The sequence below is a fragment of the Robertmurraya sp. genome, assembly GCF_036676585.1.
GTDB lineage: Bacteria > Bacillota > Bacilli > Bacillales > Cytobacillaceae > Robertmurraya_A.
Genome location: NZ_JAKFCQ010000025.1, coordinates 96,893 through 121,659, shown reverse-complemented (window position 1 = coordinate 121,659; position 24,767 = coordinate 96,893). Strand labels below are relative to the sequence as shown.

The following is a 24,767-nucleotide window of genomic DNA, read 5'->3' as shown; positions in this document are numbered from 1 at the left end:
GTGGAGCACATCTTGTTAGACAAAATGGAGGGAGAATTATACTATGCAAGGTGAAAAAATTACTGTAACAAATGGAGTTTTAAATGTACCAAATCATCCAGTAGTACCTTTTATTGAAGGAGACGGCACGGGACCTGATATTTGGGCTGCAGCTTCTAGAGTGCTAGATGCTGCTGTTGAAAAAGCTTATAACGGTGAAAAGAAGATTGTATGGAAAGAAGTACTTGCAGGTGAAAAAGCGTTCAATCAAACTGGAGAATGGCTACCAAACGAAACGTTAGAGTTAATTAACGAATATTTGATCGCTATTAAAGGGCCTTTAACAACACCAATTGGTGGCGGAATTCGTTCACTGAATGTTGCTCTTCGCCAAGAGCTTGATTTATATGTATGTTTACGTCCAGTTCGCTGGTTTGAAGGAGTTCCTTCTCCAGTTAAACGTCCACAAGATACGGATATGGTAATCTTCCGTGAAAATACGGAAGACATTTACGCTGGTATTGAGTATGCAAAAGGTTCGGATGACGTGAAAAAGCTTATTTCTTTCCTTCAGAATGAAATGGGAGTAAATAAAATCCGCTTCCCAGAAACATCAGGACTTGGGATCAAGCCAGTGTCTGAAGAAGGAACTGCTCGTCTAGTTCGTGCTGCAATTGAGTATGCGATCAAAGAGGGACGTAAATCTCTAACTCTTGTTCATAAAGGTAACATCATGAAATTCACTGAAGGTGCGTTTAAAAACTGGGGTTATGAGCTTGTTGAGAGAGAATTCGGCGATAAAGTGTTCACATGGGCACAATATGACCGTATTAAAGATGAACAAGGCACAGAGGCAGCAAATCAAGCTCAAGCAGATGCAGAAGCTCAAGGGAAAATCATCGTGAAGGATGCAATTGCAGATATTTTCCTTCAACAAATTCTAACTCGCCCACGTGAGTTTGATGTAGTTGCTACAATGAACCTTAACGGAGACTATATTTCTGATGCACTTGCTGCACAAGTAGGTGGAATTGGAATTGCTCCTGGCGCAAACATCAACTATGTAACAGGTCATGCTATTTTTGAAGCTACACACGGTACAGCACCAAAGTATGCTGGATTAGATAAAGTAAATCCTTCATCTGTTATTCTTTCTGGTGTATTAATGCTTGAACACCTAGGCTGGAATGAAGCAGCGAAGTTAATCATCGATTCAATGGAGAAGTCAATCGCTTCTAAAGTGGTTACTTACGACTTTGCTCGTTTGATGGACGGAGCAACAGAAGTGAAGTGCTCAGAATTTGGAGATGTGCTTATTAAGAACATGGGATAATTTTGTTCTAGAGGCTGTTCTTTCTAGAACAGCCTTTTTATAATTGTTTACCTTTATGAAAAGTGACTTAGGGCAATGACTTTTAAAATGTAGGGGGAAAAGGTTATGTCAATGAAGCGTAAAAAGATCTCGGTAATTGGTGGGGGCTTTACTGGAGCTACAACAGCTTTTCTACTTGCACAAAAAGAACTTGGAGATGTCGTTTTGCTGGATATACCTCAAATGGAAAATCCAACAAAGGGAAAGGCTCTAGATATGCTTGAAGCAAGTCCGGTTCAAGGGTTTGATGCAAATATTACAGGTACAGCAGATTATGCAGATACAAAGGATTCTGATATTGTTGTTATCACCGCTGGAATTGCGAGAAAACCAGGAATGAGTCGCGATGATCTCGTTCAAACCAATCAAAAGGTTATGAAAGCTGTTGCTTCTGAAGTAGCTAAGTACTCACCAAACTGTACGATTATCGTTTTGACAAATCCAGTGGATGCGATGACATATACTGTTTTCCAAGAAACTGGTTTCCCGAAAAATCGTGTCATTGGTCAATCAGGCGTTCTAGATACTGCACGCTTCCGTACATTTGTGGCCCAAGAGTTAAACTTATCTGTTAAAGACATAACTGGCTTTGTACTAGGTGGCCACGGTGACGATATGGTTCCTCTTGTTCGATACTCATATGCTGGTGGTATTCCACTTGAGACATTACTTCCGAAGGAACGCTTAGAGGCTATTGTTGAACGTACGAGAAAAGGTGGAGGAGAGATTGTTAATCTATTAGGAAATGGAAGTGCTTACTATGCACCTGCTGCTTCTCTAGTAGAAATGTGTGAAGCAATTTTAAAAGATCAGCGTCGTGTTCTCCCATCTATTGCTTACCTTGAGGGTGAATATGGATATAAAGGTATTTACCTTGGGGTACCAACGATCCTTGGAGCTAACGGAATAGAACAAGTAATTGAGCTTGAGTTAACTGATGAAGAAAAGAGTGCTTTAGATAAATCAGCAGCTGCTGTACGAAATGTTATGGACGTTTTAGTATAATAAAATCGAAAATTCGGGGGTTTTCCCCCGAATTTTTTGTTCTTCTATGCTTTTGCTATAATAAATGTATAAGATTCGATATGAGAACGATTTCATTTATTGGAGGTATCGTCACCATGTTGTTAGGTAAAAAGAGAAAAATGGGCCGGAAAATTAATGAAATTTCTAGAGGAGAAAAACTTTCCCTGACAGAAAAGATTGAAGATAAGGACTTACTACTATATCTTGGACTAACGAATGATTCGAACCCGTTGTATATTCAGCATGATTATGCTTCACAAACTCCTTTTAAGAAGCCGCTGGTACCAAGCATTATGCTCACCGGAATCGTTACTTCTGCTGTATCAAAATATTTGCCAGGACCAGGTAGTCATATCCTAAAACAGGAAATTGAATATATGAAACCAGTTTATCATTATGAAATGATTGATTTCATGTTTGAAGTGTCCGAAGTAAGTATAAGCAATCATACAATTGAAATTACAGTTGAAGGAAAAAATGAAGAGGGAGAACAAGTACTAAAAGGACTCCTTTTAGTTTGTCCTCCTCATCAACTTGAGGCATTAGATGGTAATGTTTTGGAAAATTTTTAACAGGAAAGAGACGTGCTTTTTAAGAGTACGTCTCTTTTTTATGAATTTTTTGTTATCTTTATTAAATGAATATGTATTATAATGGATGTGGATGATGGGGTAATAAGTGAATTTGGAGGCTTTTATGGAAAAAAGAGTGCTTGTAGTCGATGATGAGCAGTCAATTGTAACGCTCCTGCAGTACAATTTACAACAGGCTGGTTATGAAGTGTTAACTGCTGCGGATGGGGAAGAAGGACGAAATATTGCTTTGGAACAGGAGCTAGACTTAATTATTTTGGATTTAATGCTTCCGAAGCTTGATGGAATTGAAGTTTGTAAGCATCTTCGTCAACAAAAAATCTTGACGCCTATTCTTATGTTGACTGCAAAAGACGATGAGTTTGACAAAGTTCTCGGACTTGAACTAGGTGCAGATGATTACATGACAAAACCGTTTAGTCCAAGAGAAGTCGTAGCGAGAGTCAAAGCAATTCTTAGAAGAACCCAAGTACAACCAGAACCAGTTGTGGTACAAGAAGAGGAAAAAGATGTGCTTCAGGTGGCAGAACTGAAAATTTATCCTGAACAGTACGAGGCGTATTCTGGAGATATATTACTGGAGCTCACTCCCAAGGAATTCGAATTATTACTCTATTTAGCAAGACATAAAGGAAGAGTTCTAACACGAGATCAGCTTCTAAGTGCGGTATGGAACTATGATTTTGCAGGAGACACGCGAATTGTTGATGTTCATATTAGCCACTTAAGAGAGAAAATTGAACAAAATACGAAAAAACCAGTTTATATAAAAACGATTCGAGGCTTAGGCTATAAGATGGAGGAGCCTAAGGGAGAATGATAAAATTTCGAACGAGACTTTTGTTTGCCCTAATTATGCTTATTTTCATTGTTCTTATTGGGTTAGGCCTATTGTTAGGACAATTGTTCAAAGGATACTATATTGATTCCTTTGATGGGAGGATGAAGCAGGAAACAAAGTTAGTCTCTACGTATATTCAAGATACTGGTGGCATAGGTCATATTTCTAAAGATAGAATCAACGATTTTAGTGATACGCTAAGTTCTCGAATTACTATACTAGATAAAAACGGAAATGTCGTTTATGATAGTGGCGCCCTTGAAAATACGAGTAATAAGAGGCATGAAAGTGTCCTTAAGTCCATCTTCGAAAATCAATTAGAAAAAGAAGATGAAATCATTGAAGTAGGTGGAGGATATAATCTTCACTACTATTGGGACAATGTAGATTTTGATGGTGAGACTGAGGGAATCATTGTATTAAGCACGAAACTAACAGAAATAAAAAATGCATACGAACAGATCTGGTGGATATTAACGATTTCACTCGGGATCGCGTTATTTGTCATTATTTTATTGGGTTATAAAATAACAACCATGTACACAAAGCCGATTGAATCAGCTACCAATGTAGCTATTGAGCTTGCGAAAGGAAATTATCGTGCTAGAACGTACGAGGATCATGCTGATGAAACAGGTATGCTTAGCAGTTCAATTAATGTTTTAGCACGAAACCTACAGGAGCTCATGAAGTCAAAGGAAATTCAACAAGATCGCTTAGGGACCTTGATTGAAAATATGGGAAGCGGACTTATATTAATCGATAGCCGTGGCTATATTAATTTGGTCAATCGGACGTATAAAGAAATTTTTCAAGTAGAATCAAATGAATATTTAGAAAAACTTTACTACGAAGTGATTGACCAAAAAGACATTTGTGATTTAATCGAAGAAATTTTTATGACTGAGCACAAAATTAGAAAACAACTAATTGTACCTGTAGGGATTGAGAGAAGACACTTTGAAGTTTATGGTGTCCCAATTATCGGCTTAAACGATGTTTGGAAAGGGATTTTATTAGTTTTCCATGATATCACCGAGATTAAAAAGCTTGAACAAATGCGTAAAGATTTTGTTGCAAATGTATCACATGAGCTAAAGACACCTATTACTTCTATAAAGGGATTTTCTGAGACCCTGTTAGATGGAGCCATGGAGGACAAGCAGACTTTAGAGGCTTTCCTAACGATTATCTTGAAAGAAAGCGATCGTTTACAAACATTAATACAAGACTTATTAGATCTTTCGAAGATGGAGAAGCAAGGTTTTCAATTGTCCATTCAAAAAATAAATATTGTTGATGTGTTACACGAAGTTCTTCCAATATTAGCAGGTAAGGCACTTGAAAAGAAAATTGACCTTCAATTTGAAGCAGAGGAAGAAGTGATCTTTGTTGAAGGTGATGTATATAGATTAAAACAAGTGTTTATTAATCTAATAACCAATGCCATTTCCTACACTCCAGAAGGGGGTTCGGTAAAGGTTGAAGTTCGTGAGAGGACAAGCAAGATAAGAATAAAGGTAATAGACACGGGGATTGGAATCGAGCGAAAGGAAATTCCAAGAATCTTTGAACGTTTTTATCGAGTGGATCGGGCAAGAAGTAGAAACTCCGGTGGTACTGGTCTAGGCTTAGCCATAGTGAAGCATTTGATTGAGGCTCATAGAGGGAATATCCGAGTGGAAAGTAAGGTTGGAAGAGGGACCACTTTCATTATTGAACTACTAAAAGAGATTCCTAAGTAATACAGGTGACTTGGATACAAATTTTACAGTACATTTACATTTATTATAATATTCCTTAATAATTGTTCTGTAATATCGTAAGGGAAAACCCCTTCATCCAAGGACCTAAAGAAAAGGTGAAAGCTAACCCCGCTTTCACCTTTTCTTTTTTATTGAAACCTTTTTCACGTACATTTCGTATATCAATTAACTGTTCTTATTAAAGGGAAAGAGGTGAAGGTTGTTGCTTAGCTTAAAAAGAATTTATTCACTGGTAGGTATAATATTTTTAATCATAGTATTAAGTTTTGTTGTTTTTACGACGTGGTATACCGTTGATGAATCTGAACAGGCTGTAATATTAACCTTTGGGAAGGTAGAAGAAGGTATAACAGAACCTGGGTTACATTTTAAAATGCCTTGGCCTATTCAAAATGTAGAGAAGCTTTCGAAGGAAACGTTTAGCTTACAATTTGGTTATGAAGAAAAAGATGGAGAAATTGTTGAATTCGATAATGAAACAAAGATGATTACTGGAGATGAAAATATCGTTCTAGCAGATCTTGTTGTTCAATGGAAGATTACGACGCCTTCAAAATATCTATATAATGCGGATAATCCAGAAGAGATATTACGTGATGCCACTTCAGCTTCTCTTCGTAGTATTATAGGAAGCTCCAAAATTGATGATGCATTAACCTCTGGGAAAGCAGAAATAGAAGCAAGTGTCAGAGAGCTACTGTCGACGTTAATGGATAAATATGATATAGGGATTACCATTATGGCGGTGAAGCTGCAAGATGTGGAGCTTCCAAACGAAGAAGTTCGGAAAGCATTTACCAATGTTACAGATGCTCGTGAAACGATGAATACAAAAATTAATGAAGCAAAGAAGTACCAAAATCAAAAAATCAATGAAGCAGAAGGGGAAAAGACAGCCCTTATTTCAAGAGCTGAGGGGGACCAATCAGCAAGGATCGAGATTGCTAGAGGGGATGTAGCGGTTTTTAATAAGCTTTACGATGAGTATAAAAACAATCCTGAAGTAACTAGACAACGGCTTGTGTTAGAAACATTAGAGGAAGTATTACCAGGAACAGAAATTTATATCATGAATGATGATGGTGATACATTGAAGTATTTCCCGATTAGACCTCTAGAAAAAGAAGAAGCAAAACCACAGGCAGAGGGGAGTGGAAACAATGAGTGATGGAAATGTAATCGATATGAAAGAGCGTTCTGGAGATGGTTTTAAGTGGCGGAATTATACCAAATTTGGACTGATTGCGCTTTTAATCCTTCTATTGATTGGGATCACTCTCACCAATTTATTTATCGTTAAGGAAGGAGAATACCGAGTTATTCGCCAATTCGGTGAAGTTGTTCGAATTGAGAGTACTCCTGGTCTAAGCTATAAAATTCCATTTGTTCAAAGTGTTTCAACTCTACCAAAATATCAAATGACCTATGATGTAAATGAAGCTGAAATTAATACGAAAGATAAAAAACGAATGTTAATTGACAACTATGCTGTTTGGAAAATTGAGGATCCTAAAAAAATGATTTCGAATGCGAGAACGCTTGAAAATGCTGAAGGTAGAATGGAGGAGTTTATTTACTCAGTTGTTCGATCTGAGCTTGGAAAGTTAAACTACGAAGAAATCATTAATGATGAGGCGTCTACTAGAGGTTCTTTAAATGATAAAATTACAGAGAAGGTTAATGAGCTTCTCTCACAAGACAATTACGGAATTGTTGTAACAGATGTGCGTATGAAAAGAACAGATCTCCCAAAGGAAAACGAACAGTCGGTGTTCACTCGGATGATCTCAGAACGTGAATCAAAAGCCCAGGAGTATTTATCAATAGGAGATGCACAGAAAAATATTATTATTGCAGATACTGATCGCCAGGTAAAAGAAACGCTAGCGAAAGCGCAAGCAGATGCCGAAACGATTCGTGCGGAGGGAGAAGCACAAGCTGCAAAGGTATATAATGAGGCATTCTCAAAAGACCCGAGCTTCTATCAATTATTTAGAACATTGGAATCGTATAAAAAGACAATTAACGGTGAAACGGTTATTGTTCTGCCATCAGATTCACCTTATGCCCGTTTGCTTATGGGATATACAGAGTAAATATGAAGCCGGCGTTTTCCTTTCCTATCATGGTCATGGTAGAATAAAGAAGGAAAACACTGGCTTTTTTACATATGACATGAGACAAGCTTTAGTTAGAAAGGGAGGCTTCCTTTGAAAAAGAAACTCGTATTAATTGATGGAAATAGCATTGCCTACCGGGCATTTTTTGCTCTGCCATTGCTAAACAATGATAAAGGAATTCATACGAATGCCGTTTATGGATTTACGATGATGCTCTTGAGGATATTGGAGGATGAGAAGCCATCACATATAATGGTTGCGTTTGATGCTGGAAAAACAACCTTCCGCCATAAGACATTTAGTGAGTATAAGGGAGGACGTCAAAAAACACCTCCTGAGCTATCCGAACAATTCCCTTTTATTCGAGAAGTATTGGACGCATACCGAATCCAAAGGTATGAACTTGAAAACTATGAAGCAGATGATATTATTGGTACTTTGTCGAAGAAGGCAGAAGAAGATGGCTATGAAGTAAAGGTTATTTCGGGAGATAAAGATTTAACACAGTTGAGTTCTGAAAAAACGACTGTTGCGATCACAAAAAAAGGGATCACGGAAATTGAGGAATATACTCCAGAGCATATCAAAGAAAAATATGGTTTAACACCAAAGCAGATCATTGATATGAAAGGGTTGATGGGGGATACGTCAGACAATATTCCTGGTGTCCCTGGAGTTGGTGAGAAAACCGCTATTAAGCTATTAGCGGAGTTTGAGACACTCGAAAAACTGCTCGAGTCGATTGACCAAGTGAGTGGGAAGAAATTAAAAGAAAAGCTTGAGGAATTCAAAGACCAGGCCATTATGAGTAAAGAGCTTGCGACCATAACGAGAGAAGCTCCAGTTACGGTACAAATCGAGGAATTCGAATATGACGAGTATGACCGTGACAAGGTTGTTCAGTTATTTAAAGAATTAGGATTTAATTCATTGCTGGATAAATTAGGGGATCACACAGGAGCTTCTGTGGAAGAACCTTTAGAGAGTATTGAATTTACAACGGTCCATGAGGTAACGGAAGAACTTTTTGCGGATGAGAATGCTTTATACATTGAAGTGTTAGATGATAATTATCATTATGCTGATATTGTGGGTATATCACTAGTGAATGAAAGGGGGAACTTTTTCATTCCTACCAATGTAGCAATGGAATCATCCGTTTTTAAAACTTGGGCTGAAAATGAAGCTTCTAAAAAAATTGTGTATGACGCGAAAAGGACAGAGGTATCTCTAAGACATCATCATATCCACCTAAAAGGGATTGAGTTTGACTTACTGTTAGCTTCTTATATTATGAATCCAGCCGAGTCAGTTGATGATATTTCAACGACCGCTAAACGCTATGGTTTTACGAGTATTAGTTCTGATGAGGCGTTTTACGGAAAAGGGGCTAAGAGAAAGATCCCTGAACCGGAACAGCTTGGAGAACATCTCGTTCGAAAAGGACTAGTGTTACAAGATCTGCGTGATAAGCTCGAACAAGAGTTAAAAGCAAATGAACAATTTGAACTTTATTATGATTTAGAGCTTCCTTTATCTTTAATTTTAGCGGATATGGAATCGTGTGGAATTAAGATTGACCTCGACCGACTCCATGCGATGGGAGAAGCAATTACCAAACAACTAACTAATATTGAAGCTCGTATCTACGATCTTGCAGGCGAAAGCTTTAATATTAATTCACCAAAGCAGTTAGGCGTCATTCTCTTTGAAAAGTTACAGCTTCCGGTAGCAAAAAAGACAAAAACTGGCTATTCTACCTCTGCAGATGTACTGGAGAAGCTTGAAGCAGAACACGAAATTATTCGAGAAATATTAAACTACCGTCAGCTTGGTAAGCTTCAGTCCACTTATATTGAAGGATTACTTAAAGTAATTAATCCTACAACTAATAAAGTTCATACAAGATTTAATCAGGCTTTAACTCAGACAGGGAGATTAAGCTCTACAGATCCTAACTTACAAAATATCCCTATTCGTCTAGAAGAAGGTCGTAAAATTCGTCAAGCCTTTATTCCGTCAGAGGAAGGCTGGGTTATTTTTGCAGCCGATTACTCACAAATTGAATTACGGGTGTTGGCGCATATTGCAAATGACGAAAAGCTAATCGAAGCCTTTCAAGAGGGTCTAGACATTCATACAAAAACAGCGATGGATGTGTTTCATGTATCCAAGGAAGAAGTAACATCCAACATGAGACGACATGCAAAAGCGGTTAACTTTGGAATTGTTTACGGCATCAGTGATTATGGGTTGTCACAGAGCTTAAATATTACACGAAAAGAAGCAGGTAGCTTTATTGAAAGATACTTAGAAAGTTATCCAGGTGTGAAAGAATATATGGAAGAAATCGTAAAAGATGCAAAGCAAAAGGGATTCGTGTCAACCCTTCTGCATCGCCGAAGATATATCCCGGAAATAACAAGCAGGAACTTCAACCTTCGTAGCTTTGCGGAACGGACGGCAATGAATACGCCGATTCAAGGAAGTGCAGCGGATATTATTAAAAAAGCGATGATAGATATGGCGGACAGGCTCGAAAAGGAGAAACTAAAATCACGATTGTTGCTATCTGTACATGATGAATTAATATTCGAAGCACCAGAAGAAGAAATCGAGCGATTGAAGGAAATCGTCCCTGACGTTATGGAACATACAGTGGAGTTGAAAGTGCCACTTAAGGTTGATTATTCCTACGGTCCGACTTGGTTTGACGCGAAATAAAGGCAGTAGGGAGGAAGAATATTGCCAGAACTTCCAGAGGTCGAAACGGTTCGACGTACATTAGAAATGCTTATTTTGGATAAAGAAATCAAAAAGGTAACTGTTCTTTGGCCAAAAATCATTAAACATCCTGATGTAGATCAGTTTTGTGACGCTTTGATTGGCGAGAGATTTGTTCAGTTAGGGAGAAGAGGAAAATTTCTTATCTTATATACTGAAAAATTTGCGTTAATTTCCCATTTGCGTATGGAAGGTAGATATGCACATTTTGAGGCTGAGGAACCAGTAGCTCTCCACACGCATGTGATTTTTACTTTTACCGACGGGACAGAGCTCCGCTACAAAGATGTACGTAAATTTGGAACGATGCACTTATTTGAAAAAGGAAAAGAGTTTAGCGAGCCACCTTTATCTACTCTCGGACCTGAACCATTTGATCCAGATTTTACGTCATCCTATTTGCAAAAAAGGTTATCGAAAACACAAAGATCAATCAAAACAGCCTTGCTTGACCAAACAGTGGTCGTTGGACTAGGCAATATTTACGTAGATGAAGCCCTTTTTCGATCGAAAATTCATCCTGAGAGAATTGCGAGCTCATTGAAGAAAAAAGAGTGGAACATCCTTTATGAACAAATAAAGGAAACGCTAGGTGAAGCGGTTGAAAAGGGTGGAAGTACGGTACGATCTTATGTGAATTCTCAAGGGCAAATGGGGATGTTTCAGCTTGAATTATTTGTATACGGTCGGAAAGGTGAAAATTGTAAAATATGTAATACTCCTCTAGAAAAAATTGTCGTCGGTGGGCGAGGAACCGTGTTTTGTCCAAAATGTCAAAAGAAGAAGTAGGTTGAACCTTGGATGGGCTCCTATCATATACTATCCTAGCTTTTTGTTAGGAAGGAGTCTTTCCAATGGTACTATCTGTTCCATTATTACTACTTGCATTAGCAGTTAGCATTGACAGTTTTAGTGTAGGTTTCACATACGGTCTAAGGAAAATGCGAATTCCTTTTAAGTCAATCGCGGTCATCTCTTTATGCTCTGCAGGAACACTCACTGTAGGGATGATTATTGGTCATTTCATTGAGTCCGTCTTATCGCCTGATATCGCTGAGAGTATTGGGGGAATCATACTCATTTTATTAGGGGCATGGGTTTTAGCTCAATTTTTTCGATCAGAGAAATCCGCCTCATCAATGCTTCCCCATCCAAAAACGATCATTGATTTTGAGATTAAATCTCTTGGGATTGTTATTCAAATATTACGAAAGCCGATGTCAGCAGACTTTGATCAATCGGGTACGATCAATGGTATTGAAGCCTATATGCTTGGATTAGCGTTATCTTTAGATGCATTTGGGGCCGGAATAGGTGCTGCGATGCTAGACTTTTCTCCAAGTATTTTAGGGACTGCTGTTGCATTAATGTGCTTTCTCTTTATTTATGCGGGATTACAGCTTGGGAAACATTTTTCAGAGAATAGCTGGCTTCAGCGCTTCGCCTTTTTACCTGGGGTATTGTTAATTATTATTGGAATATGGAAAATTTGAGAAAAGCCTCCTTTTGTGGAGGCTTTTATGTTAAACGGAGGGCTTAAATATGACTTTAGTCGTTGGATTAACGGGTGGCATTGCTAGTGGGAAAAGCACTGTGGCAAATATGTTTAAAGAAATGGGAATTGAGGTCATTGACGCTGATATAGAAGCAAGAAAGGCAGTTGAGATAGGAGAAGCAGCATACGAACAAATCGTTACATATTTTGGTGAAGGTATTCTGAATGATGATCATACGATTAATCGCTCTAAATTAGCTGAAATCATTTTTAATGACAGTGTGATGAGACAAAAGTTAAATGAAATTGTTCATCCAGATGTAAGAAGAAGGATGAATGAGAAGAAGGAAACAGCTATTTTGCGAGGAGACCAAGTAGTTGTATTGGATATTCCTCTTTTATTTGAAAGCGGATTAAAGCATATGGTTGATGTAGTTCTGCTTGTGTATGTAGAGAAAGATGTTCAGCTTCAGAGATTGATGGATAGAAATCTGTTAACAAAGGAGGAAGCACTTGCTCGAATACAATCCCAAATGCCAATTGAAGATAAACGGAAGCTTGCTGATAAAGTGATTAATAATAATGGAACGATAGACGATACGAAAAAGCAACTGATAGAGCTTCTTACGGATTGGAAAACCATCACAAATTAATGTGATGGTTTTTTTATTGAAAATAGGTTTTTTTATCACCACAATTCGCAACTAATATGTTATACTAATTGTAAATTACGGAAATAAAGTATAACACTTTTGAAGGGAGCCGTAACATGAGGGCTAGAATAGCGATTAATGGGTTTGGAAGAATAGGAAGAATGGTTTTCAGAAAGGCAATTTGTGATGATACATTAGAAATAGTAGCCATTAATGCTAGTTATCCTGCGGAAACATTAGCACATTTAATAAAGTATGACACAAATCACGGAAAGTTTGATGGTGAGGTAGTAGCTGAACAAGATTCCTTATTGGTCAATGGAAAAAGAGTGAAGTTAATTAACCATCGTAATCCAGAGGAGCTTCCATGGAGTTCACTTAATATTGATATCGTAATCGAGGCGACTGGGAAATTTAACGCTAGAGAGAAAGCTAGTCTCCACTTAGAAGCGGGTGCAAAGAAAGTTATATTAACAGCACCGGGTAAAGGAGAAGATATTACGATCGTCATGGGTGTGAATGAACACCAGTTAAATATATATGAGCATGATATCATTTCAAATGCGTCTTGTACGACAAATTGTTTAGCTCCTGTTGTAAAAGTACTTGAAGATGAGTTTGGTATAATTAATGGGTTAATGACGACAGTGCATGCCTATACAAATGATCAAAAAAATATTGATAATCCGCATAAAGATCTTCGAAGAGCAAGAGCTTGTGGTCAATCAATCATTCCGACAAGCACGGGTGCTGCTAAAGCTCTTTCACTAGTGCTACCTGAAATGAAAGGGAAGCTGCATGGAATGTCATTAAGAGTTCCTACAACCAATGTCTCATTAGTTGATTTAGTTGTTGATTTAAAGCGAGAAGTAACAATAGATGAGATAAATGATGTATTCGAAACAGCCTCCAAGGATGAACTAAAGGGGATACTCGCCATTACAGAAGAGCCACTAGTATCGGTTGACTTTAATACCAATGAACACTCTGCGATTGTTGATGGGTTGTCTACAATGGTTATAGGTGCGAACAAGGTAAAGGTTCTCGCATGGTACGATAATGAGTGGGGTTATTCTTGTCGTGTCGTTGATCTGACGAAGCATGTGGCTAATCAACTTTCTTTAGCTTCAGAAAATAATATAAAACGAGTAAGCTCGTTGTAAGTAATCAGTCTTCTGGGATACCCTCAGAAGACTGATTTTTTGTAGGAAATAGAAGAAAGGGATTTTACTTTTCCTCTTTTTTGTAAAGATTTTTTAAATACATTATTGCAAAAAAAAAACAAACAAAGTATACTAGTCATCGTGAACTTCTTGAAATTTGGAATCTATATCTACTTAAAGGGTTAGGACCTCTTTGGACTAACTTTCCCCCGTGGTAGTTATAATCCAAAAAATTAGGGAAATTCAGTTACTGTAGTAAAAATGGTTAAAGGGGGAAATTTGAATATGGAAACTATGGGTCGTCACGTTATTTCTGAGTTATGGGGTTGTGATTTTGAAAAGTTAAATGATATGGAGCAAATTGAGCAAATTTTTGCAGATGCGGCATTAAAATCTGGTGCTGAAATTCGCGAGGTTGCTTTTCATAAATTTGCACCACAAGGTGTGAGTGGAGTGGTTATTATCTCTGAATCACATTTAACTATTCACAGCTTTCCTGAACATGGCTATGCTAGTATTGATGTGTATACTTGTGGAGACATGGATCCTAATATCGCAGCAGACCATATCGCTGAAGCATTAGGTGCTCAAACTCGTGAGAACATCGAAATTCCTCGTGGAATGGGTCCTGTTCAAGTTAAACAAGCAAAAGCGAAAGTGCTATAATCGTAGCTTACAAAACTTATGAAATTCGAGAGGTGTATATTATACACCTCTTTTTAATTTCTCTTTTATTGAAACATTAACATTGCCGGTCCTTTTAGGTTAAAATATATGTACATACATCTTTCGATTTGGAGGAATAATTATGTCATTTGTGAAACAGGTGTTTAGACAATTTAATAGGCAATGCGAAACAAAAGAAAATCATGTCGAGGAAGAGCTTAGAACGAGATATTATCGAGTAAATCTCCAATCTTTGTTTCAATCTGTAAAAGAAATCATTGAAAATGATCAGCATGCAAAAGTAGTAAGTGATTCCATTGACCACGGGGAAATTGCAGTTGAAATCAATCGTGGAAAGAAAATGTTTGCCATTATTACGATTATAACGGTTAAGCCTTATGAGACGGCTGTAGATATAAATGTTTCCACTGAGCAAACGGTGCTGTTGGGAGCATACCCAAGCTTAAGAGCAGAAATCACTCGTATTTATCAAGAGTTAGATAAGAAGCATCCGTATATTGGTGTTGGAAAACACGCAGGAGAATAGAATTGCTTGTACTACAAATGAAGTTTTAATAAGATAGTGTTAGATTCAGCAGAATCCATTCTGTTTCGGAGTTGATGTTATGAAATGTCCTGCATGTCAAAATAATCATACTCGTGTTCTCGATTCAAGACCTATCGATGAAAATAGATCGATTCGCAGAAGAAGAGAGTGTGAGAAATGTTCCTTTCGTTTTACAACCTTTGAGAAGGTAGAGGAAATTCCTTTGATTGTCGTAAAAAAGGAAGGAACAAGAGAAGAATTTAGCCGTGATAAGATTCTACGTGGTCTGATTAAAGCTTGTGAAAAAAGACCTGTTGCTTTGCCTGAATTAGAAAAAATAACTTCCGATATAGAAAAAGAACTTCGCAGTCATGGAGTATCGGAAATAAAGAGTGAAGCAGTTGGAGAAATGGTTATGGATCGTTTAGCAAAATTAGATGAGGTCGCGTACGTAAGATTTGCCTCTGTATATAGACAATTTAAAGATATTAACGTCTTTATTGAAGAATTGAAGGAATTGATAAAAAAGGATTAGTAGGGAAGTTTGTTGTTAAGAGAGGAAATGAAGCCTATGGCTCAGCATTGGCAGGAAATGCTACCAGTCGATCGCTATGAGGTGGCCTCAAATGGTTTGTTATTTGAGTATGATCGAAAGGTGCTGACACTTTTATATCAGCCACTGATTGGTCCGATAGCATACAGTCTCTATATGACCCTTTGGTCGCAAATAGACGAGAACCGCTTATCATCGGATGGTAGTTCACATCATGCTCTTATGAATGTGATGGATAGTAATTTAAAACAAATCTACGATGCCCGTCTAAAGTTAGAAGGAATTGGCCTTCTCTCCACGTATGTGCGAACAGAGGCAGGGCTTCGATCATTTGTATATGAAATAAAACCGCCTTTATCACCCAGTCAGTTTTTTCTAGATGGCATGCTTAACGTGTATTTGTATCGAAAAATAGGTAAAAATCAATTTTTAAAACTAAAAAGGTTTTTTAGTGATGAACATTTCTTGGGAAAAGAAAATGGCTACGAGAATGTTACAAGGTCGTTTCAAGAAGTATTTGACTCTGCTGTTCCAGGTAACCCTTCATCACATCTGGTAGATGACCTGAAACTTGAAGAACAACGTGTATACTTCGATCGAGTGAACCCTGAGACAATTAAGGTTGATGAAGTACATTTTGATTTTGACCTGCTATTTGCAGGGCTTTCAGATGTACTTGTTCCTAAACGTGCCATCAATAAAAAGGTGCGAGAAGCAATTGCGAAATTATCCTTCCTCTATGGGATTGACCCGATCCAAATGAAAAACATTGTAATTAGTGCAGTTGATGAATCAAATGAAATTCAAATTGATGAACTTAGAAAATCCGCTAGAGATTGGTATCAGCTTAACTTTTCTGACCAACTTCCGTTATTAATAGATAAAATACAACCACTTCCACATGTTACAACAACGGTGGAGCCTAAAACTCAAGAAGAGAAATTGGTTCAATACCTTGAGAAAACGTCTCCTCGACAATTGTTAATTGATATATCTGGTGGGGGAGAACCATCGAAAAGTGATTTGCAAATTGTTGAAGATGTCATGTTCCAACAAAAGCTTCTTCCTGGCGTGGTGAACGTGCTCATTCAGTACGTATTATTGAAAACAGATATGAAGTTGACGAAGGCTTATGTGGACAAAATTGCCTCTCATTGGGCGCGTAAAAGGGTCCAGACGGTGTCTGAAGCAATGGAACTTGCTAAAAAAGAACATCGACAATACTTAGACTGGGCTGAGGGGAAGCAAACAGTAAAACAAACTCCAAAGACTAGTAATAGGAAAAAGGCCATACGAACAGAAAGCTTACCAGATTGGTTTGATAAAAACGAGAATGAGGATCAATCTGATCAGAAATCCTCAGATAATAAAGAGATGGAAGAGAAAAAACGTGCTTTACAGGAAAAATTAAAAAGGTTTAAGAGCTAGGAGGTGAGTGTTTGGAACGAATCAATGAAACATTAAAAAAACTTTCAGCTAGTCCAAGCTTTCAAGAACGGTACGAACGACAAAAGAGACAAGTCATGCAGCATCCGGACATCAGGGAGTTTATAACGAAGCACAGTGATATCCTAACGAGCCAAATGATTGAAAGAAATTTGGCCAAGCTCTATGAGTATTCGACACAATGTACGGAATGTACGGAATGTCCGAGTCTTGAGGGTTGTAAAAATATTATGCAGGGCTATCAGCCAGAATTAGTTCTTGTCCGTGGGAGCATTGAGATCCATTATGATCGGTGTCCAAGGAAGGTCATGTCTGATGAGAGAAGAAAAAGTGAAAAGTTAATTCAAAGTATGTATATGCCAAAGGAAATATTGAAGGCTAGCTTTTCAGAAATCGACACGGAGGGTGATTATGCAGGGAGATTAGAAGCAATTGATCTTGCAGCAGATTTCATTCTTAATTATCATCCTGACACCATGCAAAAAGGGCTTTATTTGTATGGGAAGTTCGGTGTCGGAAAATCGTATCTACTGGGAGCCATTGCAAATGACCTAGCTAAGAAAAAAGTTTCCTCCATGATCGTGTATTTTCCAGAACTGATTAGAGAATTAAAGAGCTCCATCGGTGATTCTACATTAAATGAAAAAATCGAAAAAGTGAAGAGAGTACCGGTGTTAATGATTGATGATATAGGTGCAGAGACGATGTCAAGCTGGGCAAGGGATGAAGTGTTAGGAACGATTCTTCAATTCCGTATGCTTGAAAACCTGCCTACTTTCTTTACCTCTAACTTTGATTTCGATGGGTTAGAAGTGCACCTAACGTATAGTCAACGTGGAGAAGAAGAGAAGATGAAAGCAAGAAGGCTTCTTGAGAGGATTAGATACTTAGCTCACCCTGTCCAAGTGGATGGTCCAAATAGAAGAAAATAGATAAAGATAAGAGCCAGTGGAAAAAGTCCGCTGGCTCTTATTCTATTTTGACCAAGTTCCCCATATACATGAAAGCAGAGACTGTGAAAACGAACATGCAGCCGCATGGACCTTTCAAGCGTTGATTTCACCAAAAGGGGGGATTTGGTTGTTTGAGATCATTTTCCAAAATAAAGAGGATGCGAAAAGATTTCACCAATTGCTAAAGAAACACGCACAATCCTCACTCCATTTGAATCATGAGACTCTTCTTATTGAAGATAAACATATAGTAAAATGTGATGGGAAACTGGAAGAAGCGGTTGTGAAAAAAGCATTTGGACAGTTTATTCAGGAAATTAAAATAGTGGATTGGTCTCGAGAAATCTTAAAAGATCATTTTTGTTATGATGATGAACATGAACAGGAACAAATACTAGATATTATTACTGCCATTGTTGAAGGAAACAGAAGGGAACTCTTATCGTTTGTGGATGTGAACACATTAAATAATTTGGTAGAATCCGCTATTAATGAATTATTCTCACAGCGTTTGTCTTTCTCGTTTGACTCTTTCCTGCGCTTTCGACTGCGTTCCATTACGACTCTCATAGAGAGAGTGGTCGAGGTTGCGATTGATGAGTATAAACTAGAGCAAGAGTATCAAATTTTTGTTCATACGCTCAGAGAATTTTTAGCTGGAAGAAGTTCAATCAAGAAGGTGATTCATTTAATTGTGTCTGATTCAATAACCTTTTTTGATGAGAAATTCTTTGAATTAAAAAGAAAAGAAATTTTGCAACTGATCGATCGGAAACTACTTTCCAATCACCCGGTCTATATTGATAGTGTCACTATTGCACCGTTGCTTTCGATTGCTCCCCAAAAGATTTATTTGTACACCGATGAACCGGAACAGCCTTTGGTTCGAACGATCTGTAATCTTTTTGAGGAAAGGGTAGTTGTAGCAGCCATGAACTTATTTCATGATCGTAAAAGAAAATTAGCCTTTGCTGCTGATGAGAATTTCTAGATAGATACTTGCTTTTCCCTCATGAACAAACTATAATACGTACATAATAAGGTACAACTTCATGATATAAATGTTATGATGAGGATATGAGCGTTTATATACGGTTATCAGAGAGGGAAGGCTTTGGCTGGAAACTTCCTAACACGATTGAATAGCTTACCACCTCTAAACATCAGCCTTGAACAATTTATTAAGTATGGGCTGACGGATAAAGTCCGTTATCTATTTATCTAAAGTCATCTTGATGATTTATCAAGGTGAAAATTAGGGTGGAACCACGTGTTGTTTATAAACTCGTCCCTTTCCGAGGGACGAGTTTTTTTATTTTTATTTTATATTTAGGAGGAAAATGGTTATGTCAAATGTTGTAAAGTTAACGTTCCCAGACGGTGCAGTAAAGGAGTTTCCGTTTGGAACAACAACAGAAGATGTTGCTGCCTCCATTAGCCCAGGGCTTAAAAAGAAGGCATTGGCTGGAAAAGTAGATGGCCAGTTGTATGATCTTAAACGTCCGATTGAGCAAGATGGAGCAATTGAAATTGTTACTCAGGATAGTGCAGATGCACTTGAGATCCTTAGACATAGTAGCGCCCACTTAATGGCACAAGCGATTAAGCGCCTTTACAAAAATGTAAAGCTTGGTGTTGGTCCAGTTATTGAAGGCGGATTTTACTACGATGTAGATATTGAAGAATCATTAACACCAGAAGATCTTCCGATAATTGAAAAAGAAATGAAAAAAATTATTAACGAAAACATTGAGATTGTTCGTAAAGAAGTTAGTCGTGACGAGGCAGTTCAGCTGTACAAAGAGATTGGCGATGAATACAAGCTTGAGCTGATTGAAGCCATACCTGCAGGAGAAACGGTAACAATTTATGAGCAAGGGGATTTCTTCGACCTATGTCGTGGAGTTCATGTTCCATCGACAGGGAAATTGAAGGAATTAAAACTTCTTAGTATTGCGGGCGCATACTGGAGAGGCGATAGCGATAATAAAATGCTTCAACGTATATACGGAACAGCTTTCTTCAAGAAAGAAGACTTGGCTGAACATCTCCGTCTACTGGAAGAAGCAAAAGAGCGTGATCATAGAAAAATAGGTAAAGAATTAAATTTATTCATGAACTCGCAAAAAGTGGGACAAGGCCTTCCAATGTGGCTACCAAAGGGTGCGACGATTCGCCGTATTATCGAGAGATATATCGTGGATAAGGAGTCACGACTTGGTTACGACCACGTGTACACACCTGTGATGGGAAGCGTTGATTTATATAAAACATCAGGGCACTGGGATCATTATCAAGAAGACATGTTCCCGGTTATGGAAATGGACAATGAGCAGCTCGTTTTACGCCCTATGAACTGTCCGCATCATATGATGATCTATAAGCACGGTATTCATAGTTATCGTGAGCTTCCTATTCGTATTGCTGAGCTTGGAACGATGCACCGCTATGAAATGTCTGGAGCACTTTCTGGTCTTCAACGTGTACGTGGAATGACGTTAAACGATGCGCATATTTTCGTTCGTCCAGATCAAATCAAGGATGAATTTAAGCGAGTGGTAGGATTGGTATTGGAAGTGTACAAAGATTTTAATATCAATGATTACTCCTTCCGCCTATCGTACCGTGATCCTGAAGATAAAGAAAAGTATTTTGATGATGATCAAATGTGGGAAAAGGCTCAAAGCATGTTAAAAGAAGCGATGGATGACCTCGGGCTAAATTATTTTGAAGCAGAGGGTGAAGCAGCATTTTATGGTCCAAAGCTTGATGTTCAAGTGAAGACAGCTCTTGGGAAGGAGGAAACTCTTTCTACTGTCCAGTTAGACTTCTTGTTGCCAGAACGCTTTGATTTAAGCTATGTGGGTGAGGATGGGAAACAACATCGTCCTGTCGTTATCCACCGTGGTGTCGTATCAACGATGGAGCGTTTTGTTGCGTTCTTGATTGAAGAATACAAAGGAGCTTTCCCTACTTGGTTAGCACCTGTACAGGTTCAAGTGATTCCTGTTTCTCCTGATGTTCATTTTGATTACGCAAAGCAAGTTCAAGAACTTCTTCAGGCAGAAGGTATTCGTGTTGAAATCGATGATCGAAATGAGAAAATCGGTTACAAGATTCGTGAAGCGCAAATGCAAAAAACTCCTTATATGCTAGTCGTTGGTGACAATGAAGTAGCAGAAAAGGCAGTGAATGTACGAAAATATGGCGAGCAAAAATCAGAGGTTGTTTCCTTTGAAACGTTTGTTGAGGATTTAAAGATGGAAGTAAAACGCTAAGTTTTTTACGAAAGAGGATGTCTGATCATCCTCTTTCCGTTTATTTTTTGAAAAAGTATTGCCACAAACGTATATTTTTGATACAATTCATTTCGTTGTGATAAAAAAAAGTGTTTCGTTGACATGTATTATTTATTGTGATATAGTTGCTAAGGTAAATTGAATACGAGTTTGAGATAAAGAAGAAGCACCCGCTTCTCACCTGATTGACGCCAAAGTGCAGTTGGCAGGTTTTACGAAAAGGCTTATTACCGTATGGGTATCGTAAAGTGTGGGTGCATTCATCCGCACTTTTTTTATTTTTCTTTTGAAAATGAAATCTTCTTAACCCAAACGTTGTATTCGCATTAAACCTTGGAGGTGTCCAGCTATTAGCAAAGACATGTTGTTGAACGAGGGTATTCGTGCCCGCGAATTACGTCTAATTGATCAAAATGGCGAACAACTAGGCATTAAATCAAAAATCGAAGCACTTGAGATTGCTACGCGTGTAAATCTTGACGTTGTTCTTGTTGCACCAAACGCGAAACCACCAGTAGCACGTATTATGGACTACGGTAAGTTTAAGTTTGAACAGCAGAAGAAAGAAAAAGAAGCACGTAAAAATCAAAAAATCATAACCACTAAAGAAGTTCGACTTAGCCCATCCATTGATGAGCATGACTTTAACACAAAGTTACGTAATGCGATTAAATTCTTGGAAAAAGGCGATAAAGTAAAAGCATCGATTCGATTTAAAGGTCGTGCAATTACACATAAAGAGATCGGACAACGTGTTTTAGTCCGCTTTGCAGAAGCTTGTAAAGAAGTTGCAACAGTGGAATCTCATCCAAAAATGGATGGCAGAAGCATGTTTATGACATTAGCACCTAAAAACGACAAGTAATGAGGAGGAATCCCTAATGCCAAAAATGAAAACTCACCGCGGCGCAGCAAAGCGTTTCAAGAGAACAGGATCTGGTAAACTGAAGCGTTCACACGCTTACAGAAGCCATTTATTCGCTAACAAATCTACAAAGGCAAAGCGTAAGCTTCGTAAAGGAACTCTAGTTTCTTCAGGCGATTACAAGCGCATCCGTAACTTACTAGTAAATCTTAAGTAATTGCAAATTAGGAGGGAAAACATATGCCACGTGTTAAAGGCGGTACAGTAACTCGCAGACGTCGTAAAAAAGTTATAAAATTAGCAAAAGGTTATTATGGTTCAAAACATACATTATATAAAGTAGCTAACCAACAGGTTATGAAATCTCTAATGTATGCATTCCGTGATCGTCGCCAAAAGAAGCGTGACTTCCGTAAGCTTTGGATCACTCGTATCAATGCAGCAGCTCGTATGAACGGTCTTTCTTATAGCCGTTTAATGCACGGTTTAAGCGTTGCAGGTATCGAAGTAAACCGTAAAATGCTTGCTGAACTTGCAGTAAGCGACGAAAAAGCATTTGCAGAATTAGCTGCAGCTGCTAAGCAAAGCCTAGCAAAATAATTGACTTATTAGTCTATAGAAGCCATTCTCTTACTAGAGGGTGGCTTTTTTAAGTCCTTCAAGGAGGTATTGTATGCTTACATATATTTGGATTTATTTATTGGTAATAAATATTGTCAGTTGTACGTTGATGTATGCTGATAAACAGAAGGCTAAGAAAAATGAATATAGAATTAGAGAAGCAACACTTTGGCAATTCGCCTTTTTTGGAGGAGCATTTGGAGCATTTATCGGAATGAGGTCCTTTCGTCATAAAACGAAGCATCCTAGCTTTAAATGGGGATTGCCATTTTTGACTGTTCTTCAAATCGGTCTATTGCTTTACTATGTATGGAATTAAGGGAATAGTTGTCATAGAAATGGTCCATCCTCGATAAGCTGTAATAGACATCAAGAAACTGCTTAAGGGGTGGTCATATGGATGAGGAGTTAGCGTTACTGCTTGTCATGTTTCAGGCTGGTGGAGTTTTCACCCCGATAATATTCGTCTTGTTCCATTCATTACGACAATTTTTATTTATTCCTGTAGTCATCATCTGTATTGCGGGTGGAATTCTTTTTGGAACAGTAGCAGGTACGATATACTCGCTTATTGGGTTAATGATTAGTAGCATCTTGTTTTTTGCTCTCGTTTCAAAATTTCCACGAACACAAGAAAAACTGTCTTCGATTCGGAAAAAGTGGTTTGGAGAGTATCGTAATTTAACAGTTAGTCAGATTTCGATTTTACGACTTGTTCCTTTTGTCCACTATCAACTATTAAACTTTTGTTTAATGGAAAGACACCGTGGCTTTAAAGAGTATTCAAAGGCAGCTTTTATTACTAATCTTCCGTTAGCTTTCTTTTACACTGTCTTTGGTCAATTTATTAGTCAATTTACTCCAACGATGATTGTTATTATTTTGTTTTCTTTATCTATTCTTGTTTATGTACTGAGGGAGAAGATGACAATTATTAAGTGGAGAGATTTTTTTAAGGAATCAAAGCTAGAGAAGCAGGGCTAATAAAAACGTTCAAGGGATGTTCCCTTGAACGTTTATTTTTTCATAAATTCATGAATGGGACTTTTCCAGTCAATTTTTGCATTCGGATAAAAGACAGCTACTTCCATTTCAATATAACGGAAATCTTCCTTTGACAAACCATTTAGCGCAGAGGTACTATGTGGCCAAATGAATATAGAAACAACCTCGAAGGTGTTCTCGGTTGTGCCTAAGTATTTTTCCCCTTCGAATAGAACCCCTTTATAGGTTAAGAGGAAATTCTTACGAACATTTTTTATATCATCGAGTAAAAAGAATTGTTTTTGCTCGTGAGCTAACTCCAATTTTCGCTTTGGGTTTAACACAAATTTGAAGGCGCTGTATATTAAAAATAAGATAAATGCTATTAGGAGCATGCGTAGTAGCCACATCATACTTAAGCCCTCCACTCTTCATTTTTCCTTATATACGTTTTTATTTGAAAAAGGTTTCATAAAGTGTTGCTTTTAAGTGAATTTTTTTCTTAATTTCATTATGATTAAAGTAATATACATAGAAAAGAGTGAAATGATGGATTTACGAGAGTTATTTGAGATGCAAAAAGGTTTGGATGAACATATCGCAGAAAAACACGAATTAAAAGCAGATAGCCTAATAAGTAGAAAGGTTCTGGCTTTGTTGGTTGAACTAGGTGAACTAGCAAATGAGACACGTTGTTTTAAGTTTTGGAGTGTAAAAGGGGCTTCCCCAAAAGAAGTGATTTTAGAGGAATTTGTAGATGGAGTTCATTTTATCTTATCATTAGGACTTGATTGTGGATTTGAGCGTGATGTTCAGGTAGAAGAACTAGCATTAGTAGAGGAAAATGTGACAAATCAGTTTTTATCCATGTATGAAACGGTTCATCGCTTTTCTGCAGAAAGGAGTATTGATGCGTATCGTAGCATGTTAGAAAGTTATTTTGTTTTAGGTAAGATGCTAGGATTTACGTCAGAAGAGATAAAAGAAGCATATATCTCTAAAAATGAAGTAAATTATAAAAGGCAGAAGGAAGGGTACTAA

The 24,767-nt window shown here is 37.7% G+C and carries 26 protein-coding genes and 2 other annotated features; of the genes, 25 read left to right on the top strand and 1 reads right to left on the bottom strand.

What is annotated here, in order from left to right; all coding sequences use genetic code 11:
• The first annotated feature begins 43 nt into the window (after positions 1 to 43).
• The 24 genes from icd to ACGLXV_RS02265 all read left to right on the top strand — a co-directional run bounded on the left by icd (position 44) and on the right by ACGLXV_RS02265 (position 23,726).
• Entirely contained in the window at positions 44 to 1,312 is a 1,269-nt protein-coding gene (gene icd, locus ACGLXV_RS02380; protein WP_119709363.1) for an NADP-dependent isocitrate dehydrogenase, read from the top strand.
• A 105-nt stretch (positions 1,313 to 1,417) separates the two neighbouring features.
• The gene (mdh, locus tag ACGLXV_RS02375) at positions 1,418 to 2,356 is read left to right on the top strand and encodes a malate dehydrogenase (RefSeq protein ID WP_119709362.1); all 939 of its coding nucleotides are present in this window, start codon (positions 1,418 to 1,420) and stop codon (positions 2,354 to 2,356) included.
• Positions 2,357 to 2,472: 116 nt separating this feature from the next.
• A complete protein-coding gene (locus tag ACGLXV_RS02370) occupies positions 2,473 to 2,949 on the top strand; it encodes a MaoC/PaaZ C-terminal domain-containing protein (RefSeq protein WP_119709361.1) in 477 nt (158 codons plus the stop codon).
• A gap of 124 nt (positions 2,950 to 3,073) precedes the next feature.
• Positions 3,074 to 3,790: a response regulator transcription factor gene (locus tag ACGLXV_RS02365; RefSeq protein ID WP_119709360.1), complete on the top strand. Its 717-nt coding sequence runs from the start codon at positions 3,074 to 3,076 to the stop codon at positions 3,788 to 3,790.
• Complete coding sequence (gene pnpS / locus ACGLXV_RS02360) at positions 3,787 to 5,556, top strand: two-component system histidine kinase PnpS (RefSeq protein WP_391557336.1); 1,770 nt, start codon at positions 3,787 to 3,789, stop codon at positions 5,554 to 5,556. The genes ACGLXV_RS02365 and pnpS overlap by 4 nt, the downstream gene beginning before the upstream one ends.
• Before the next feature lie 223 nt (positions 5,557 to 5,779).
• Positions 5,780 to 6,745, top strand: a complete 966-nt coding sequence (hflK, locus tag ACGLXV_RS02355) for an FtsH protease activity modulator HflK (RefSeq protein WP_391557335.1) — start codon at positions 5,780 to 5,782, stop codon at positions 6,743 to 6,745.
• A complete protein-coding gene (gene hflC / locus ACGLXV_RS02350) occupies positions 6,738 to 7,673 on the top strand; it encodes a protease modulator HflC (RefSeq protein ID WP_119709358.1) in 936 nt (311 codons plus the stop codon). The genes hflK and hflC overlap by 8 nt, the downstream gene beginning before the upstream one ends.
• A 114-nt stretch (positions 7,674 to 7,787) precedes the next feature.
• Positions 7,788 to 10,421: a DNA polymerase I gene (polA, locus tag ACGLXV_RS02345; RefSeq protein ID WP_391557334.1), complete on the top strand. Its 2,634-nt coding sequence runs from the start codon at positions 7,788 to 7,790 to the stop codon at positions 10,419 to 10,421.
• A gap of 21 nt (positions 10,422 to 10,442) precedes the next feature.
• Positions 10,443 to 11,270 (top strand): DNA-formamidopyrimidine glycosylase, encoded by an 828-nt coding sequence (mutM, locus tag ACGLXV_RS02340; RefSeq protein ID WP_391557333.1) that lies wholly within the window; start codon positions 10,443 to 10,445, stop codon positions 11,268 to 11,270.
• A 65-nt stretch (positions 11,271 to 11,335) separates the two neighbouring features.
• A complete protein-coding gene (gene ytaF, locus ACGLXV_RS02335) occupies positions 11,336 to 11,974 on the top strand; it encodes a sporulation membrane protein YtaF (protein ID WP_119709355.1) in 639 nt (212 codons plus the stop codon).
• A 49-nt stretch (positions 11,975 to 12,023) separates the two neighbouring features.
• Positions 12,024 to 12,629: a dephospho-CoA kinase gene (coaE, locus tag ACGLXV_RS02330; RefSeq protein WP_391557332.1), complete on the top strand. Its 606-nt coding sequence runs from the start codon at positions 12,024 to 12,026 to the stop codon at positions 12,627 to 12,629.
• A gap of 116 nt (positions 12,630 to 12,745) precedes the next feature.
• Positions 12,746 to 13,792, top strand: coding sequence for a glyceraldehyde-3-phosphate dehydrogenase (locus ACGLXV_RS02325; RefSeq protein WP_391557331.1), 1,047 nt, complete (start codon positions 12,746 to 12,748; stop codon positions 13,790 to 13,792).
• Between the two features lie 285 nt (positions 13,793 to 14,077).
• Positions 14,078 to 14,458 carry an adenosylmethionine decarboxylase gene (gene speD / locus ACGLXV_RS02320; RefSeq protein WP_119709352.1) on the top strand — a complete coding sequence of 127 codons (381 nt, stop codon included), beginning with the start codon at positions 14,078 to 14,080 and terminating at the stop codon, positions 14,456 to 14,458.
• 142 nt (positions 14,459 to 14,600) lie between these two features.
• Positions 14,601 to 15,005, top strand: a complete 405-nt coding sequence (locus ACGLXV_RS02315; RefSeq protein WP_391557330.1) for a hypothetical protein — start codon at positions 14,601 to 14,603, stop codon at positions 15,003 to 15,005.
• A gap of 79 nt (positions 15,006 to 15,084) precedes the next feature.
• Positions 15,085 to 15,540, top strand: a complete 456-nt coding sequence (nrdR, locus tag ACGLXV_RS02310; RefSeq protein ID WP_391557329.1) for a transcriptional regulator NrdR — start codon at positions 15,085 to 15,087, stop codon at positions 15,538 to 15,540.
• 36 nt (positions 15,541 to 15,576) lie between these two features.
• Positions 15,577 to 16,986 carry a replication initiation and membrane attachment family protein gene (locus ACGLXV_RS02305; protein ID WP_391557371.1) on the top strand — a complete coding sequence of 470 codons (1,410 nt, stop codon included), beginning with the start codon at positions 15,577 to 15,579 and terminating at the stop codon, positions 16,984 to 16,986.
• A gap of 11 nt (positions 16,987 to 16,997) precedes the next feature.
• Positions 16,998 to 17,936, top strand: a complete 939-nt coding sequence (gene dnaI / locus ACGLXV_RS02300) for a primosomal protein DnaI (protein ID WP_391557328.1) — start codon at positions 16,998 to 17,000, stop codon at positions 17,934 to 17,936.
• A 148-nt stretch (positions 17,937 to 18,084) separates the two neighbouring features.
• On the top strand, positions 18,085 to 18,948 hold the full coding sequence (ytxC, locus tag ACGLXV_RS02295) for a sporulation protein YtxC (protein ID WP_391557327.1): 864 nt from the start codon (positions 18,085 to 18,087) through the stop codon (positions 18,946 to 18,948).
• Positions 18,949 to 19,014: 66 nt separating this feature from the next.
• Positions 19,015 to 19,253 (top strand) — a binding site (T-box leader).
• 50 nt (positions 19,254 to 19,303) lie between these two features.
• Positions 19,304 to 21,235 (top strand): threonine--tRNA ligase, encoded by a 1,932-nt coding sequence (thrS, locus tag ACGLXV_RS02290; protein WP_391557326.1) that lies wholly within the window; start codon positions 19,304 to 19,306, stop codon positions 21,233 to 21,235.
• Between the two features lie 173 nt (positions 21,236 to 21,408).
• Positions 21,409 to 21,538: a sequence feature (ribosomal protein L20 leader region), on the top strand.
• Positions 21,539 to 21,617: 79 nt separating this feature from the next.
• On the top strand, positions 21,618 to 22,121 hold the full coding sequence (gene infC, locus ACGLXV_RS02285) for a translation initiation factor IF-3 (protein ID WP_391557325.1): 504 nt from the start codon (positions 21,618 to 21,620) through the stop codon (positions 22,119 to 22,121).
• A 16-nt stretch (positions 22,122 to 22,137) separates the two neighbouring features.
• Entirely contained in the window at positions 22,138 to 22,338 is a 201-nt protein-coding gene (gene rpmI / locus ACGLXV_RS02280; protein ID WP_119709345.1) for a 50S ribosomal protein L35, read from the top strand.
• Positions 22,339 to 22,361: 23 nt separating this feature from the next.
• Positions 22,362 to 22,721: a 50S ribosomal protein L20 gene (gene rplT / locus ACGLXV_RS02275; protein ID WP_119709344.1), complete on the top strand. Its 360-nt coding sequence runs from the start codon at positions 22,362 to 22,364 to the stop codon at positions 22,719 to 22,721.
• 73 nt (positions 22,722 to 22,794) lie between these two features.
• Complete coding sequence (locus tag ACGLXV_RS02270) at positions 22,795 to 23,061, top strand: DUF1294 domain-containing protein (RefSeq protein ID WP_391557324.1); 267 nt, start codon at positions 22,795 to 22,797, stop codon at positions 23,059 to 23,061.
• Positions 23,062 to 23,138: 77 nt separating this feature from the next.
• Positions 23,139 to 23,726 carry a TVP38/TMEM64 family protein gene (locus ACGLXV_RS02265; RefSeq protein WP_391557323.1) on the top strand — a complete coding sequence of 196 codons (588 nt, stop codon included), beginning with the start codon at positions 23,139 to 23,141 and terminating at the stop codon, positions 23,724 to 23,726.
• Between the two features lie 32 nt (positions 23,727 to 23,758).
• On the opposite strand, the gene ACGLXV_RS02260 is transcribed toward ACGLXV_RS02265, so the two are convergent.
• Positions 23,759 to 24,139 carry a sigma-w pathway protein ysdB gene (locus ACGLXV_RS02260; protein WP_391557322.1) on the bottom strand — a complete coding sequence of 127 codons (381 nt, stop codon included), beginning with the start codon at positions 24,137 to 24,139 and terminating at the stop codon, positions 23,759 to 23,761.
• A gap of 133 nt (positions 24,140 to 24,272) precedes the next feature.
• Here ACGLXV_RS02260 and ACGLXV_RS02255 point away from each other — a divergent pair, with 133 nt between their 5' ends.
• On the top strand, positions 24,273 to 24,767 hold the full coding sequence (locus ACGLXV_RS02255; RefSeq protein ID WP_391557321.1) for a dUTP diphosphatase: 495 nt from the start codon (positions 24,273 to 24,275) through the stop codon (positions 24,765 to 24,767).